Source organism: Pseudomonas sp. AP19, from assembly GCF_001728855.1.
Taxonomy (GTDB): domain Bacteria; phylum Pseudomonadota; class Gammaproteobacteria; order Pseudomonadales; family Pseudomonadaceae; genus Aquipseudomonas; species Aquipseudomonas fluorescens.
Genome location: NZ_LXJP01000038.1, coordinates 54,675 through 70,364, shown reverse-complemented (window position 1 = coordinate 70,364; position 15,690 = coordinate 54,675). Strand labels below are relative to the sequence as shown.

General features: G+C 61.4%; 13 protein-coding genes. 7 read left to right on the top strand and 6 right to left on the bottom strand.

Annotation, left to right across the window (positions count from 1 at the left end):
• Window positions 1-76 precede the first annotated feature (76 nt).
• Together A7D21_RS23290 and A7D21_RS23285 are read right to left on the bottom strand one after the other, a co-directional pair.
• Window positions 77-2,518, bottom strand: coding sequence for a TonB-dependent siderophore receptor (locus A7D21_RS23290; RefSeq protein WP_141718259.1), 2,442 nt, complete (start codon window positions 2,516-2,518; stop codon window positions 77-79).
• 109 nt (window positions 2,519-2,627) lie between these two features.
• Complete coding sequence (locus A7D21_RS23285) at window positions 2,628-4,280, bottom strand: cyclic peptide export ABC transporter (protein WP_053256590.1); 1,653 nt, start codon at window positions 4,278-4,280, stop codon at window positions 2,628-2,630.
• A gap of 198 nt (window positions 4,281-4,478) precedes the next feature.
• Here A7D21_RS23285 and A7D21_RS23280 point away from each other — a divergent pair, with 198 nt between their 5' ends.
• Window positions 4,479-5,306 (top strand): N(5)-hydroxyornithine transformylase PvdF, encoded by an 828-nt coding sequence (locus tag A7D21_RS23280; RefSeq protein ID WP_053256589.1) that lies wholly within the window; start codon window positions 4,479-4,481, stop codon window positions 5,304-5,306.
• Window positions 5,307-5,449: 143 nt separating this feature from the next.
• Here the strand turns inward: A7D21_RS23280 and A7D21_RS23275 are convergent, their stop codons facing one another.
• Genes A7D21_RS23275 through pvdM form a run of 3 tightly spaced genes read right to left on the bottom strand, consistent with a single transcriptional unit; the run spans window position 5,450 to window position 9,005 of the window.
• Window positions 5,450-6,322 (bottom strand): formylglycine-generating enzyme family protein, encoded by an 873-nt coding sequence (locus A7D21_RS23275; protein ID WP_053256588.1) that lies wholly within the window; start codon window positions 6,320-6,322, stop codon window positions 5,450-5,452.
• Window positions 6,323-6,355: 33 nt separating this feature from the next.
• Complete coding sequence (locus A7D21_RS23270; protein WP_069552790.1) at window positions 6,356-7,636, bottom strand: aminotransferase class V-fold PLP-dependent enzyme; 1,281 nt, start codon at window positions 7,634-7,636, stop codon at window positions 6,356-6,358.
• A 19-nt stretch (window positions 7,637-7,655) separates the two neighbouring features.
• Window positions 7,656-9,005 (bottom strand): pyoverdine-tailoring dipeptidase-like protein PvdM, encoded by a 1,350-nt coding sequence (gene pvdM, locus A7D21_RS23265; RefSeq protein WP_069552789.1) that lies wholly within the window; start codon window positions 9,003-9,005, stop codon window positions 7,656-7,658.
• Window positions 9,006-9,147: 142 nt separating this feature from the next.
• Between pvdM and A7D21_RS23260 the strand changes: the two genes are divergently transcribed.
• On the top strand, window positions 9,148-10,767 hold the full coding sequence (locus A7D21_RS23260; protein WP_069552788.1) for a PvdJ/PvdD/PvdP-like protein: 1,620 nt from the start codon (window positions 9,148-9,150) through the stop codon (window positions 10,765-10,767).
• On the opposite strand, the gene A7D21_RS23255 is transcribed toward A7D21_RS23260, so the two are convergent.
• On the bottom strand, window positions 10,760-11,707 hold the full coding sequence (locus tag A7D21_RS23255) for a DUF1853 family protein (protein WP_069552792.1): 948 nt from the start codon (window positions 11,705-11,707) through the stop codon (window positions 10,760-10,762). The two genes, A7D21_RS23260 and A7D21_RS23255, sit on opposite strands and share 8 nt — an antisense overlap.
• 143 nt (window positions 11,708-11,850) lie before the next feature.
• Here A7D21_RS23255 and A7D21_RS23250 point away from each other — a divergent pair, with 143 nt between their 5' ends.
• The 5 genes from A7D21_RS23250 to A7D21_RS23230 are packed head-to-tail and all read left to right on the top strand — an operon-like array spanning window position 11,851 to window position 15,680.
• Window positions 11,851-12,741: an NAD(+) kinase gene (locus A7D21_RS23250; protein WP_010210870.1), complete on the top strand. Its 891-nt coding sequence runs from the start codon at window positions 11,851-11,853 to the stop codon at window positions 12,739-12,741.
• Window positions 12,738-13,712, top strand: a complete 975-nt coding sequence (locus tag A7D21_RS23245; protein WP_162232025.1) for a metallophosphoesterase — start codon at window positions 12,738-12,740, stop codon at window positions 13,710-13,712. The genes A7D21_RS23250 and A7D21_RS23245 overlap by 4 nt, the downstream gene beginning before the upstream one ends.
• A complete protein-coding gene (locus tag A7D21_RS23240; RefSeq protein WP_053256582.1) occupies window positions 13,709-14,578 on the top strand; it encodes a rhomboid family intramembrane serine protease in 870 nt (289 codons plus the stop codon). The genes A7D21_RS23245 and A7D21_RS23240 overlap by 4 nt, the downstream gene beginning before the upstream one ends.
• A gap of 14 nt (window positions 14,579-14,592) precedes the next feature.
• Complete coding sequence (locus A7D21_RS23235; RefSeq protein ID WP_017138108.1) at window positions 14,593-14,853, top strand: YeaC family protein; 261 nt, start codon at window positions 14,593-14,595, stop codon at window positions 14,851-14,853.
• Window positions 14,850-15,680, top strand: coding sequence for a DUF2797 domain-containing protein (locus tag A7D21_RS23230; protein WP_053256581.1), 831 nt, complete (start codon window positions 14,850-14,852; stop codon window positions 15,678-15,680). The genes A7D21_RS23235 and A7D21_RS23230 overlap by 4 nt, the downstream gene beginning before the upstream one ends.
• The last annotated feature ends 10 nt before the right edge of the window (window positions 15,681-15,690 follow it).

The window sequence follows — 15,690 nt, the reverse complement described above, 5'->3', positions numbered from 1 at the left end:
CCAAAAAAAAGCCCAATGAAAGCGGCGCTTTCATCGGGCGGCGGTTTGATCGTCCGGGGGCGATCAAGGCATCCGGTCAGAAGTCCCAGCGGGTGCTGAACATCACGTTACGCGGCTCACCGTAGGCGGCCGAGTTATAGAAGCCCACGTTGGTGTAGTAGGACTTGTCGAAGATGTTGTTGAAGTTGACGGTCGCCGAAAGGTTCTTGGTGACTTGGTAGCGCGTCATCAGGTCCACCAGCCAGTAGGATTCCTGGGTGATGTCCTGGTTTTTGTTGAGCGGCGAGTTCCAGATCTCGTACCAGCCCTTGCTCTGCCAGCGCAGGCCGCCACCGATGGTGAACTTGTCCAGGTTGCCCTTGAGCTTGTAGGTGGTGTTCAGGTTGACCTGATGCTCCGGCTCGAAGGTGGAGATCTTCTTGTTGTCTTCGTCGCGCACGATCTTGTGGGTGTAGCCACCTTGTACTTGCCAGCCTGGGCTCAATTCCCCGGAGATTTCCGCTTCATAGCCTTTGGTGACGGCTTTGGAGCTTTTGAACGCATAGTTTTGCGGGGTGGGCGTCTGGTTGTTGTACGCATCGTCCGAGATCGGCCGGTTAGTCTCATGCACCTCGAAGTAGGCGATGCTGGTGTTCAGGCGGCCGTCAAGGAATTCGCCTTTGAGACCGAACTCGTAGTTTTGCCCTTCGTCCGGGTTCAGCAGCTTTTCGTTGCGGTCTTTATAGGTGCTTTCTTGAGGTTGGAAAATATCGGTGTAGCTGGTGTACAGCGAGAAATTGTCGTTGAGGTCGTAGATCACGCCCGCATACGGGATGAACCGGCCGGTTTCCTTGTACGAGGGGTTGATACCGGTGACGTGGTAGTTGGCAACGCGCCCACCGAGGATCACGTTGAGGTCATCCATCACGTTCAAGCGCGTGGTCACGTAGTAGCCGGTCTGGCGGATCGTGTCGTCGGTGTACTGTTGGGGCGGACCGTAGATTGGCCGCGCGATCTTGCCATTCCAGTTGTAGAAGTCGACTTTGTTGCCCTGCGGCCAGTCAGGCGACCAATAGCCCTTGCCCTGCCAGCGCGAGGTACCGATCGAGCCGCCTACCACCAGTTCATGGTCGCGGCCAAACAGGCTGAAAGGCCCGGTGGCATACAGGTCGGCGGAGGTGCTTTTGGTCTCGCCGGTGTACTTCTGCCCGTTGATCGACGCGCTGCCATCGGTCTGGGGTTCAACGAACTGAATCGAACCGAGGTCGGCATGGTAACTGTTGATCTTATGGTCGAGTTGGAACTTGGTCACCCAGCCGTCGCCCAGGTCATGTTCCAGCATGGCAAAGGCGGTACGGGTATTTTGCTCCCAGGAACTCCAGTCAGCGCCGTTGTTGTAGGAGCGCGGCATCTTGTTGATGCTGCCGTTGGAGTTCACCAGCGGGAAGGCACCGGACCAGCTGGAGCCTTTCGGAATGTTGTCCTGGTAGTCGAAGCCGACGGTCAGCATCGTGTCCGGGGACAGGTCGAATTCGGTGATGCCGTAGTAGGTTTCGGTCTTGCGTGAATAGTGGTCCATGAAGGACTTTTTGTCCTGGTACGCGGCAACCGCGCGACCACGCACATTGCCGCTCTCGGTCAGTGGGCCGCTGACATCCACTTCGCTGCGGTAGTTGTCCCAGGAGCCTGCGCCCAACTGGACATGGCCCTTGAACTCCGAGGTGGGCTTCTTGCGAATCAGGTTGATGGTCGCACCCAATGAGCCCGCACCGTTGAGCAGGCCGGTGGCGCCCTTGAGTATTTCGACACGGTCATAGATTGCCATGTCGCTCAGGGTGTTGCCCGCCGAATACCCGACGTTGCGCACGGTCGAGGGAATGCCGTCGTACTGGAAGCTGTTGACCGAGAAACCACGGGAATAATAGTTGGTGCGGTCGGTGTCATACGCCGACACGGTGATGCCCGGCGTGTGGCGCATCACGTCATCGACGTTATTCAAGGCGAAGTCTTCGATGTGCTGACGGGTGATGACAGTGATCGATTGTGGCGTTTGCCGAGGCGTCAGGGTCAGCCGTGTGGCGGTGGCAATGGTGCCCGGCGTGTAGGAACCGGAGTCCTCGGTGATGTTGCCCAGCGCGTTGCCGGTCACTTGGGTCGGGCTCAGTTCCAGCCCTGCGGTTGCGCCGGCAGCGGTCACGGTCAGCGAGTTGCCACTGAGGCTGTGCGTGGTCTCAGTCCCACCCAGCAAGGTATCAATTGCCCGCTGTGGCTCCATTTTGCCCTTCACCGCACGACTGTTCTTGCCCTGCACATCGCTTGGGCTGTACAGCACTTGCACGTTGGTCTGACGACCGAATTCCTGCAGCGCGCTCCCCAGCGCCTGTGACGGAATATCCAGCTCGATCTCCTGCGCCTGCGCATAGCCTGCCACCGGCAACGATATCGCCAGGGCCAGGGCGTTCGGAAGCAGATTGATGTTCAGGGCCCGGCGCATGGATAGCGCTTTGCTCAGAGGGCTGAGACCGAGTCTTGCTGGCATGGATGCTTTCTCTTCTATGTGTAAGTGGGCAAGTCATAGGTGTTTATTGAGGCTGGTTCTCATTAACACTAGTGAGACGTTCCTACTTGGATAAACCGGAAAAGAAATTTCAGGCAGGCTCCCATTCGTGCACAACCTGGCCGGCGCGCAGGCGTACCAATTGGTCGGCGATATCGAAATAGCGGTCGTCGTGGCTGATCACGATGATGGTTTTGCCCAGGCGCTTGAGGTCGGGCAGCAGCTCGGTGTAGAAAATCCGGCGAAAGGCCGGGTCCTGGTCGGCCGCCCATTCGTCAAACACCAGCACCGGGCGTTCTTCGAGCCACGCGTTGACCAACGCCAGGCGCTTGCGTTGGCCGGTGGACAGGTCGGTGGTGCTGAATACGCCATCCTTGACGCTGACCTTGTGCGCGATCTCCAGGCGTTCGAGGTATTTGGCGGCGCTGTCCAATGACGAAGTGGCGCTGCCCTGCACCAGGTCATCGAACAGGTAATAGTCGGAAAAAATCGTCGTGAACAGTTGGCGATAATCATCGCGCTCAGGGTCGGTCACGGCCTCGCCGTTGAGGCGGATCTCGCCGGCCTGCGGTGAGTACAGGCCTAGCAACAGTTTGATCAGCGTGGTCTTGCCGCTGCCGTTTTCGCCGACGATAAACACGATATCGCCTTGTTTGATGCTCAGGTTGATCGGCCCCAGGTGGAACGGTTCGCTGCCTTCTACTGCCGGCGGGCGGTAGCTCACGCCGCGCAGTTCCAGGCTGTTGACCACGGGTGTGGGGGCTTCGCTGTCATCCATCAGCAGGTGCGGTTCGGGGGAGGAGAAGCGCTGTGACAATTCGCTGATACGGCCAAAGGCGATCTTCGCCTTGCCCACCACCGGCAGGTAGCCCAGCAGGTGTTCCAGCGGGCCTTTCATGTACAGCAGCACCAGCACGAAACCGGTGATCACGGTCGGGTCCGGGTTCGGGTTATAGGCCTGCATCGCCAGGGCCAGGCCGATCACCACGAAGAACAGCATCGAGCCAAAGGTCTTGGCCAGGATATAAATGTTGACCGAGCGCACCTGGATGTCGCTGATGCGGTCGGCGGTTTCCTGGATGCGATGGGTGTTCATGCGAAAACGCCGTGGCCGGTGCATGCGCAGTTCCTTGGCGCCGGAAGCGATCGCGTTGTAATAACGCTGCAGTTCATCCTCATGGCTGCGCGCCAGGTCGAAACCCTGGATGCCTTTGCCGCCGGCGATGAACTGCACGGCACTGCCGATAATGATCGCCACCACCATCATCAGGAACATCGGCACCGACAGATAGGCCAGGTAACCCAGGCAGCCGAGGGTGACGGTCGCGGCGATGGCCAACGGCGTGAAGGCAAAGGAAAAGTCGCTGATGGTGTCGACATCATGGGTCAGCACCGGGATCAGGCGGTGCGAGCGATACTGCTCGATCTGCCCGATGGGCGCCGACAGCACTTTTTCACCCAGGTCTTTGCGCAGGGCGGCGATGATGCGTTGGCCGACGTAGTTGGTGCCGATGTCTGAAATGATCGAACTGACCAGGGCCAGTACACACAGCACCGCAAAGGTCAGCACCACGCCCTGGGTCATGCCATTGGCCGAATGCAGGGCGTTATTGATGGTGGCCAGCAGCAGGGTGATGGCCAGGCCGCCGACCATGCCGAGGGCGACAGAGACGGTCACGATGCTGCGAAACGGCCTGAGCAAGGCGAGCAGACCTTTGAAGGCGCTGCGTTTGGGGTCGGTCATAAATACTTCCCGGAGAGTGAAAAGAGGGGCTGGGCACACAGACCCTTACCCATGACAAACGAAGCGTCAGCGCGAGTATTTAGCGCCGCACGCCCGACGGCTGCGGCCAGGCATAAATTGCCGCCGGGCTGGTTCGTTCTTGTGCTGTAGGCGCACGTGTATTGGCGCTGTGCGCAGTCCATTCAGCGAGAGCGAAAAATGACCAAAAAGAACCTGGTGTATGTGTGGTCCCTGAGAAATGCCGCGGCCGACAAGGCAGGGCAGCCGGTGGCTTACAAAGACCATGAGCGCTACATGAAATCGGTGTTGGAGTTTCTGGTGGGGTCGCTGAACGACACGCCGCTGGGCGCGGCGTATAACCTGGTCGGCGTGGTCTACGACGATGACGAACACAACCCACGGGACCAGCAGTTGGTCAGCGATTACGGCTTTGCCTATCAGCCGGGCCGCCAGTGGCTGTACCCGGCGGACTTGCGGGTGCAAGGGCAGCTGGTCAACGACCTGTTGCTGAGCGTGCCGTCCACCTACCGCCGCCTGCCTCGCGGTAGCGCCGAACACATCGCCGGCAAGCAGGATTTCGAGCGCCGCTTGCACGACACGCTGGTGGAGTTGAAGGCTGACATCGTGGTGTTGGATGGTTTGTTGGTGATCCTGGATGAACTGGTGCGGCCGGGCGCCCCGTTTGCGCGGCGCATCATGAACATTCACCCGGGGATTACCCGTCTCGAATCGCCTTACGAGCGCCGTGGGGCCTATGCCACCTGGAATGCCTTGTACGGTGCGCGTGGGCAAACCGTGGTGGATTGGGCGACCAAGGCAACCACGCCGTCGCAGCCGCTGTATCTCACCGGGGCGTCGTTCCACTACGTGGACAACGGCATCGATTCGGGTGAAGTGTTCCACGACGTGCTCAAAACCGAGATTTCGCCGCAAGACACCATCCTTGAATTGCGCTGGAACAACTTCAACAACAGCCTGTTCCCGGCGTTGCATGAAGGCTTGGAATTGCTGGCCAGGCAGGCTTGATTCAGCCGAGCTGTAGCTGAGGTATGCAGGGCAAAATGTGGGCGCGGGCTTGCTCGCGAAAGCGCTGTGTCAGTCGCCGGATGTATCGACTGATTCACCGCCTTCGCGAGCAAGCCCGCGCCCACATTTGAGGGGTGTCGGTCTTAGAGATCGCGCACTACGCGAAAACCAATCCAGTCACCGCGCGTCTGCGGGTAGATGTTGTTGCGGTTGCCCGAGCGCGAAAATACCGGCGCCTCGCCCCAGTCATTGCCGCGGATCTGGTAGCTCTCGCAGTTCGGCTCCACCCAGGCGCTGCCGTCGGTGGGCGCGCCGATGTAGTTGGGGTGTTCACAGTCGGCCACACGCTCATACACATTGCCATGCATGTCATACATGCCAAATGCATTCGGCGGGTAACTGCCGACCGGCGAGGAATAGCTGTAGCCATCCGCCGGCCCGTAAGTATTGGCGTGTTCGGCGATGCTGTAGCCCTTGCCTGCATCGAAAGGAAACGGGAACGGTCCGCTTGTGCCGGCGCGGGCGGCGTATTCGCGCTGGGCTTCACTGACCATGTGATACTGCTGCCCAGTCTTTTTCGACAGCCAGGCGACGTAGTTCTTCACGTCGTCCATGTCCATGCATACGGCCGGTTGGCGCGGCCCTTGCGGGTAGCGCGGCTTGCTGGCAATGCATTCGCGGCCGGGGCGAGTGTCGCCATCGGCGATCTTGACCCCGCTCTGGCGGATATAGCTGTCCCATTCGCCGGCGGTGATCTGAAAGCGGCTCATGGCGAAAGGTTTGGCGAAGGTCACGGCGTGCATCGGACCTTCGTCGGGCTCGCGACCGACTTCGTCTTCGGGGGTGCCCATGGTGAACGTGCCGGCCGGCAGCACGACCATTTCCGGGCAGTCCTTGCAGTCTTTGAACACCTTGCCGGGCTGCGGCGTAGCGGCCTGGGCCAGATTCGGCAGTGCCGCCGCGCACAGGGCGGTCAACGCCAGGGCTGTCAGGGGGTTGAGTCGGGATGGATTCATGTGGGCATCTCGTTCAAAGGAAAAAAGTCGCTGTCACAACCGTTGGCTCAGCAAGGTCATGAAGTGCTGGATCTCGTCCGAGCTGTTAAGCAGGCCAGGCGAGGTGCGAATCACTGGGCCGACATCGCGGTCGACCGCATCGACCACCACGCGCTTTTTCATCAGGTAGGCGGCCACGGCATCGCTGTCCTGGCCCTTGACGCGGAAGAACGTAAAGCCGGCTGACAGGTCGGTGCTGCGCGGCGTGACCAGTTCGATCTGCGGGTGGGCCAGCAGTAGGTTTTTCAGCTCGGTGTTCAGTTCGTGAATACGCGCCTGCACGGGTGCCTTGCCCAATGTCAGGTGCAGCTTGAAGGCCTCGTCCGCCGCCCAGCGATGCTCGAACGCGTGGTAGCCACCGGGGGTCATGGTGGTGGCGAAATTGGTGTCTTCGGAGAAGGTCGGCACCATCGGTGTCACGTAGTTGTTCTCGGCATCGCGTGCGCAGACCAACCCGGTGCCGCGGGGCCCGAACATCCATTTATGGGTGCCGGCGATAAAGAAATCGCAGTGCATGGCCGGAAAATCCAGGTTCTCCACGCCAAAGCCATGCACGCCATCGACCACATAGAGAATGCGGTCCTTGTCGTCACGGTTGCGGTTGAGGGCTTCCACCAGCCTGCCGATCTCGCCGATGGGCAGCTTCACGCCGCTGCCGGATTGCACCCAGGTCATGCCCAGCACGCGGGTATTGGGGCGAATGGCGCGCTCGATATTGCCAAGCACTTCGTCTACGGACACCTGGTGGGCATTTTCGAACAAGCGAATTCGGCGCACCTGCGTACCTTGCCGGGCAACGCGAAAATCCAGCACGCTCTGCGTGGCGTAGTGCTCGTGCTCGGTGGTGAGGATTTCCTGGTCAGGCCGCAGCTTGATCCCGCCGTAGATCATTGCGAGGCCTTCCGAGGTACTGCCGGTGAGCGCGATCTGTGGCGGTGTGGCGTTCAGGTAGCGCCCGGCCCACTCGCGGACCTGGCCTTCGCGTTTCCAGGTTTCCTCAAGGCCCCAGTCCATCGCCAGGCCCGGGTTGCGGTCGATCTGCTGGCGGTAGCGATCAATGGCTTCGCGCACGGGCTTGGGGTGTGACGTCACCAGAAAGTTGGAAAAGTGCAGGTAGTCCGGGTCCTGGGTGAACAGCTGTTTGAACCCTGCCCATGAGTCGTTGCGGGCAGGCGCAGGGGCGGCTGCCGTGGCGTGCGGGAGCAGGGCTGCGCCCAGCGGCAGGCTGGCGGCAAGTACGCCAGCCTGCTTGAGAAAAGTGCGGCGGTCGGTCATGGGCTTACTTCAAGGCTGATTAGCGGTTGGCCAAGGGCTTGGCGGCTTTTTGTACCTGGTCCCATACGCGCAGGAAGTTGCCTCCCCACAGCTTGGCAATGTCGGCTTCGGAGTAGCCACGCTGGATCAGCTCGGCGGTGACGTTGCGCACCTCGCCGACGTTTTCCCAACCCTGGATGCCGCCGCCGTCGTTGAAGTCCGACGAGATGCCGACATGATCGATTCCGATTTTGCGCACGGTGTAGTCGATGGCATCGCCCCAATCCTTGAGGGAGGCCTTGGGTTCTTCGTCGAGAATCGCGTACAGCGCGCTGGCGTACTGGCCGAACTTTTGCTCGGACCAGGCGGCAATGATCGCGTCGCCGGGCATCAAGGCCATGGCCAGGTTAGGCAGTGGGGGCAAATCGAAGCGCGCGCGCAGGGCGTTGAGTTTGGCCTGGGTCGGTTGGCTCAAGGGGCGCAAATAGGCCGGGAAGCCCACCACCTGCACCACGCCGCCGCTGTTCTTGATCAGTTGCAACTCCTTGTCGCTGAGGTTGCGCGGAATATCCACCGAGGCGCGTGGCGCCGAGTGGGACGCTACCATTGGTGTGCGGCTTAGTTGCGCCACTTGCTCAACGGCCTTGGTCGACATTTGCGACACGTCGATGATCACGCCCAAGTCATTCAGGCGATGCACCGCTTGCTGGCCGATCGCCGACAGCCCTTCGAGGGCGTCGGTCGAGTCATTGAAAAACGGCAGCGGGCGCGACGAATCGGACCAGGCGTTGTTGCCGATATAGCTGAAGCCGAACATGCGCATGCCGCGTGCCGTCCACAGGTCCAACTGGTTGAGGTCGTTGCCCAGCGGGTAGGCATTGAGCATGTTGATAAAGATCGCAAACTTGCCCTCGCCATGCAGGCGCCGGAAATCGTCCGGGGTGTAGGCGATGCCCACTTGATTGGGAAAGTCGCGCACCATGCCGGAGATGATCTTGTAGCGCACCTCCTGCTCGTGACGGGCTTCTTCGACAAAGCCATCGCTGGGTTTGTGTGGCGCATTGGGGCCGTTCCAGATTTCCGGCCAGCCGAAAATCGTCAAGGCCGCGCCCGACAAGCGTCCGCGTGCGGCCTTGGCGAGGTCGAACTGGCCGCTGCCATCTTTGTCGGCTTCATTGCCGGCCGTGCCGAAATCCAGCGGCACCGTGATATGGCTGTCAAACGACAGCAGACGGTCCTGCATTTCATTGGCCTGCTTGATCACCTCCAGCGGGTAGCCGGCATTGCCGCGCAACCAGTGGTCCCAAACCAGAAAGCCGGCTCCGGCGCCGATGGCCAGTGCCAGCGGCAGGCCGATATACAGCGCCTTTTTCGAACGTGGTTTTGTCATTGCCATCTCAGTCAGTTGAGGCCTTTGCTATCAGGGAAGAACGAGCGCTGGCGGGGGAAATTTAGGCCCGGGCGAGGCGCCGGTAAATTTGTCGCGGCCGCCAACGTTCTAGCTCTGATCAAGCCGTTTTCTAAGGTAAACAATGACCATCTCTCGACGTGGCTTCATCGCAGGCCTGGCGCTGACAGGCGCTGCGGTGCCGGCGGCCTTTTATGCCCATCGCGAGCTGACGCGTGAAGAAGAATTCCCCATCACGGCGGGCGAGGCCACGGTGGAGTTGGCCGACACTGCCGGCCAACATTTGGCGAACAGCCTGCGCGGCGTCTGGAGCCTGCGCCTGGAAGGCCATGACGCCGGCCTCAAGGGCTTGCCGCTGCAAGGCCTGGAATTGTTGCTCGACATCGCCCCGCGCGGGCGGGGTTTGCGCGGTTACCTGGACACCGCGCAAAACTTGCGTGCCGACGGTGAGCCGCGTTACCGCGTATTGGGTGACCTGCTGACAGGCGAGGGCGCATTGCTCTATTGGCGCCTGATCGACCGCGAGGCGGCCAATGGCGCGCCCGCCTATGAGTTCAAGATGAGCCTCGACGAAGTTTGGGCCGACTTCGCCAACGCCGGCAGCGGGACCCTCAGTGGGCAGATCCTCGACCTCAATCGCCCGCTGGCCCTGACCGAACGCGACAGCCGCTTTATCGCCCACAAGCAGCTGTTTCCCGAGGCTCGCGAGCGTATCGGGCTCAACCCGACCTTGTTGGCCTGGCTGATTTCCCCCGAACACCGGCTGTTTCACCAGCTGTGGCACGCCTCCCGGGACCAGTGGCACAAGCTGTCCGATGAAAAGCGTGACGCCCTGCGCGGCATCGGCTGGCAACCCGGGCCGCGCGGCCAGGAGCGCGACGCGCGCGGCAAACGCAAAGACCGTAATGGTTCGGGCATCGACTTCTTTTTCATGCACCGTCATATGCTCGGCACGGCGCGTTCAATGCAGGACCTGCCGTCGTGGCCGCAATTCCCCGCGCCGCAACCGGCCCTGGAGCGCGATCGCCTGGGTTTTGTGCGGTACTTCGATAATCATGACGGCTTTGCACTACCGCCCACCTGGTCGGCGCCGGATGACAACGATTACACCCAGTGGGTCAGCGATATCAAGGCGGCCGAGACCTACCACAGCAACTTCCAGGTGTGGGAATCCCACTACCGCGACCCGCGCTACCTGGCCAGGCTGACCTTGGGCCAGTTGGGGTCGGAAATGGAGCTGGGCCTGCACGATTGGTTGCACATGCGCTGGGCCTCGGTGCCCCGCGACCCGTCCAACGGCGCACCGGTGCCGTTCGCCCGTGACCCGGCGGACTTTGCCGCGCGTTGGTATGCGCCCGAGAACGATTTCCTCGGCGACCCGTTTTCATCCCATGTAAACCCGGTGTTCTGGCACTTCCACGGTTGGATCGATGACCGAATCGAAGACTGGTTCCGCGCCCATGAGCGGTTTAATCCGGGCGAGGTCAGCCGGCTTGAGGTCAACGGTGTGGCCTGGTTTGCACCGGGGCGCTGGGTGGAAGTGGGAGACCCCTGGCTGGGGCCGGACACCCATGGCTGCAGTACCACGCCGGGTGTACAGAGGGGGCGGTCGATGGAAATGGACCCGGAAACCATGAAGCTGGCGCTACGGATTACATTTGCGGCTGAAGAAGAGGGGCTGCAGGCGTTGTTCAAGCGCGTGCCGAAGCGGCCCTGGTATGCGCGGCACTTGAAGGTCAAGTGAGCCCTGGAACGTTTGGCCAAAGGTCCGCCACCAGGAACAAACGTTCGGCTTCCTCCCAGTCCTCGCCGTTCTGAACCAGCCTTACCAGCAGTTGCGCCGGCGCCATTGGCTCGAGTTCGGCCAGCCAGCCGTGCATCTGCTCCTCGCGCCACACTTCACTGGCCGGGTAATGCGCCGGCGCCAGCCAGGCATGCCGGGGCAGCGGTTGCCAACGCCCCGGCGGGCTAACGCTGACGAAGTCCCGCCAGTCACGCTGATGCAACCAGCGCCCGCGCAGATGCTGCGGGTGAGCGCCGTGGGGCGGTTCGGCCTGGCCCGGCCACGGATAGAGCAAATACCCGCCCAGCCACAAATGTGCATCGAACTGCTGAATATCCAGTGCGGCCAAGGCTGCGCGGCTTTCCGGGCGTGCCGAGATCGGCAGTTGATGCTGGGCAAGGTGCGCCAGCTTGCGGTCCAGCCGGTCATGGCAACCGGGGCCGAGCCATTGCGCGGTGTCATGGCCGTCGCCGTCTTGCGGGCCCAGGTAGAGTTTGATCGCCAGTTCCAGGTGGTGCACGCCTTCGCGGTCGCGCAGCAGCATATCCAGCTCACCCAAGGTATGCCCGGCGCGGCGGATCGGCAGGTTGGCGGCCAGCAACTCCACGCCCGGCGCATGCTGCACGGCGAATTGCCACAGGCGCTCGTAATACAGGCCCAGGCGGCGGGTGCGTGACAAGCTCAGCCAATGCTGCAAGGTGCTGCTGTCTTGATCGAGTGTGCGTAACCAGCGTTCGAGACGATCGGGCGCCTGCACCCAGTCGCTGCCGGCCAGCGGATGGCGTTGTGGCCAAGGCGTTTGCGCAAGCATCGGGGGCGCGAGCATCACCCACGCCAAATCGCGCACCTCGGGGTGCCGCAACTGGCGGGGCAGGTTGAGCAACTCTGGGAACACAGTCATGGTCCGAGCATAGCCTTTTAAGCACGGTACGGGTGGCTGAGAAACATTGTCATCAAGGCCGGTGGCGACAAAGGATTTTGCCTGACGCAGCCTTTCGCCCATAATCGTTCTTTTTGCCACACCCCACATCCCGCAGGAGCCCCATGGAGCAATTTCGCAATATCGGCATTATCGGTCGCCTGGGCAGTACCCAGGTGCTGGACACCGTCCGCCGGCTGAAAAAGTTCCTGTTGGAACGCCACCTGCATGTGATCCTCGAAGACACCATCGCTGAAATCCTCCCGGGCCATGGCTTGCAAACCTCGTCGCGCAAGATGCTCGGCGAAGTCTGTGACATGGTGATTGTGGTGGGCGGCGACGGCAGCCTGCTCGGCGCGGCCCGGGCCCTGGCGCGGCATAACGTGCCGGTGCTGGGGATCAACCGTGGCAGCCTGGGGTTTCTCACGGATATCCGCCCGGATGACCTGGAAGTCGAAGTCGCCAAGGTGCTCGACGGCCATTACCTGGTGGAAAACCGCTTCCTGTTGCAGGCCGAAGTGCGCCGCCACGGTGAAGCCATCGGCCAGGGCGACGCCCTCAATGACGTGGTGCTGCACCCGGGCAAGTCCACGCGGATGATCGAGTTCGAGTTGTATATCGACGGCCAGTTCGTCTGCAGCCAGAAGGCCGACGGCCTGATCGTCGCCACGCCGACCGGTTCGACGGCCTACGCGTTGTCGGCCGGTGGCCCGATCATGCATCCCAAGCTGGATGCCATTGTGATCGTGCCGATGTACCCCCATATGTTGTCCAGCAGGCCGATTGTGGTCGATGGCAACAGTGAGCTGAAAATCGTGGTGTCCAAAGACATGCAGATCTACCCGCAAGTCTCCTGCGACGGGCAGAACCATTTCACCTGCGCCCCCGGTGACACCATCACCGTGAGCAAAAAGGCACAGAAGTTGCGGTTGATCCACCCGCTGGACCACAACTACTACGAAGTGTGCCGGACCAAGTTGGGCTGGGGCAGCCGCTTGGGGGGTGGAGGCGACTGATGCTTGATCCCGCGCGTAGCTACGACCTGATTGGTGACGTGCACGGTTGCGCTCATACCCTTGAGCACTTGCTCGACCAATTGGGTTACCACAAGCAGGGCGGCACCTGGCGCCATCCGTCGCGCATGGCGGTGTTCCTCGGCGATATCATCGACCGTGGCCCACGCATTCGCGAGGCGCTGCATATTGTGCATGACATGGCCGAAGCCGGTCAGGCGCTGTGCATCATGGGCAACCACGAGTTCAACGCGCTGGGCTGGAGCACACCGGCGCCACCGGGCAGTGGCAAGCAGTTCGTGCGCGAGCACAACCCACGCCATGCGCGCTTGATCCATGAAACCCTGACCCAGTTCGAGCACCACCCGGCTGACTGGCATGACTTCCTCGGCTGGTTCTATGACATGCCGTTGTTTGTCGACGCCGGGCGTTTCCGTGTGGTGCATGCCTGCTGGGATGACGGCTTTATCCAGCCGCTGCGCGCCACCTTCCCGGATGGCTGCATCGACCAGCATTTCCTGCAGGCCGCTGCCGTACCGGGCAGTTTTGCCTGCAACGCGTTCGACCGCCTGTTGCGCGGCACCGATATGCGCCTGCCGGATGGCCTGACGCTCACCGGTGGTGATGGCCTGACGCGCTCGTTCTTTCGCACCAAGTTCTGGGAAGACGACCCGAAAACCTACGGCGACATCGTGTTCCAACCCGATGCGCTGCCGGAGCCGGTGGCGCGTACGCCACTGTCGTCCTCGCAGAAAAACTCCCTGCTGCGCTACGGCGTCGATGAACCGTTGTTGTTCGTCGGCCATTACTGGCGCAGCGGCAAACCGGCGCCGATTCGCCCGAACCTGGCCTGCCTGGACTACAGCGCGGTGCTGTACGGCAAGTTGGTGGCCTACCGACTGGACCAGGAAACCCAACTGGATCCGCGTAAATTCGTATGGGTCGACGTTGAGCGGCCCGAGGTGATTTCATGAGTACCGTGGCTGTATTGCGTTTGCCACTGAGCGTCGACCTGGGCGGCTTCGTCAAACTGCTGCAACGCATGCAAGTGCCGCATCGCGTCAGCGAGGAAGCGGGGGAGCAGGTGTTGTGGGTGCCCGAGACCATCAGCGACGACGTGCGCGTGTTGTACCAGCGCTTTCCCGCCGGTGACCCGGACCAGCAACTGGATATTCCCGAGCAGGCGCCTGTGGCGCGTGCTGGCTTAGTCCAGCAATTGCGCATGAGCCCGGTCACGGCGCTGGTGCTGCTGGCCAGCCTGATCGTCGGCGCGGTGACGCTGCTGGGCGAAAACCTGCAAGCCATGAGCTGGCTGACCTTCCTGCCGTTTCACGTCTCGGGCGAGTACATCCAGTTCACGCCGTTCGCCGAGACGATGGCTTCGGGGCAGTGGTGGCGGCTGGTGACTCCGATGCTGATCCACTTCGGCATTCTGCACCTGGCCATGAATGGCATGTGGTACTGGGAGTTGGGCCGGCGCATCGAAGTGCGCCAGGGCAGTATCAACCTGCTCGGCCTGACGTTGTTGTTCAGCCTGGTCTCCAACTACGCTCAATACGCCTATGGCGGCCCCGGCCTGTTTGGCGGCCTGTCCGGCGTGTTGTATGGCTTGCTCGGGCATTGCTGGATTTTTCAATTATTGTCGCCTAACCCGGCCTATCGCCTGCCTCGTGGGGTATTGGTGATGATGCTGGTCTGGCTGGTGCTGTGCCTGTCGGGGCTGGTCTCGATGATCGGCTTCGGCGAAATCGCCAACGCTGCCCACGTTGGCGGCCTGGTTATCGGTTGCCTGACAGGTTTGCTGGGTGGGCTTTACAGCCGCCGCAAAGCGTCTATTTGATAAGGAAGAGCCTCATGTCCTCTTTTGCTGAAATGATCGAAAACATCACCCCGGATATCTACGAGAGCCTCAAGCTCGCCGTGGAAATCGGCAAATGGTCCGATGGTCGCAAGCTCACCGCCGAGCAACGCGAGCTGTCCCTGCAAGCGGTGATTGCCTGGGAAATCCAGAACCTGCCGGAAGAGCAGCGCACCGGCTACATGGGCCCGCAGGAATGCGCGTCCAAATCGGCGCCGGTGCCGAACATTCTGTTCAAGTCGGATGCGATCCATTGATTGAAATCGGTCGCGGTGCAGTCAGCAAAATGTCGGCGCAACTCGGTGAGCCGACCGTTCAATACGCGTTTCGTCTGGGCGACACCGAGGTGCCGGTCAACCCGTTGATCGGCACCCACGTGCGCCTGGAATACCTGGGTGCCATTCATTGCAGCCATTGCGGCCGCAAGACCAAAACCAGTTTCAGCCAGGGTTACTGCTACCCGTGCATGACCAAGCTGGCCCAGTGTGACCTGTGCATCATGAGCCCCGAACGTTGCCATTACGACGCCGGCACTTGCCGTGATCCCGGCTGGGGCGAAACATTCTGCATGACCGACCATGTGGTGTACCTGGCCAATTCGTCGGGGATCAAGGTCGGCATCACCCGGGCCACCCAACTGCCGACGCGCTGGCTCGACCAGGGCGCCAGCCAGGCGCTGCCGATCATGCGCGTCGCGACCCGCCAGCAGTCCGGCTTTGTCGAAGACCTGTTCCGCAGCCAAGTGGCCGACAAAACCAACTGGCGCGCCTTGCTCAAGGGCGATGCGCAATCGGTGGACCTCAAGCAGGTGCGCGACCAGCTGTTTGCCTCTTGCGCTGAAGGCCTGCTGAGTTTGCAGGAACGCTTTGGCCTGCAGGCCATCCAACCGGTGACCGACATCGAACCGATCGAGATCCGTTACCCGGTCGAGCAATACCCGGCCAAGATCGTCAGCTTCAACCTGGACAAGAACCCGATTGCCGAAGGCACGCTGTTGGGGATCAAGGGCCAATACCTGATCTTCGATACCGGCGTTATCAACATTCGTAAGTACACGGCCTATCAGCTCGCCGTGCATCAGTAAAAGGATGCCA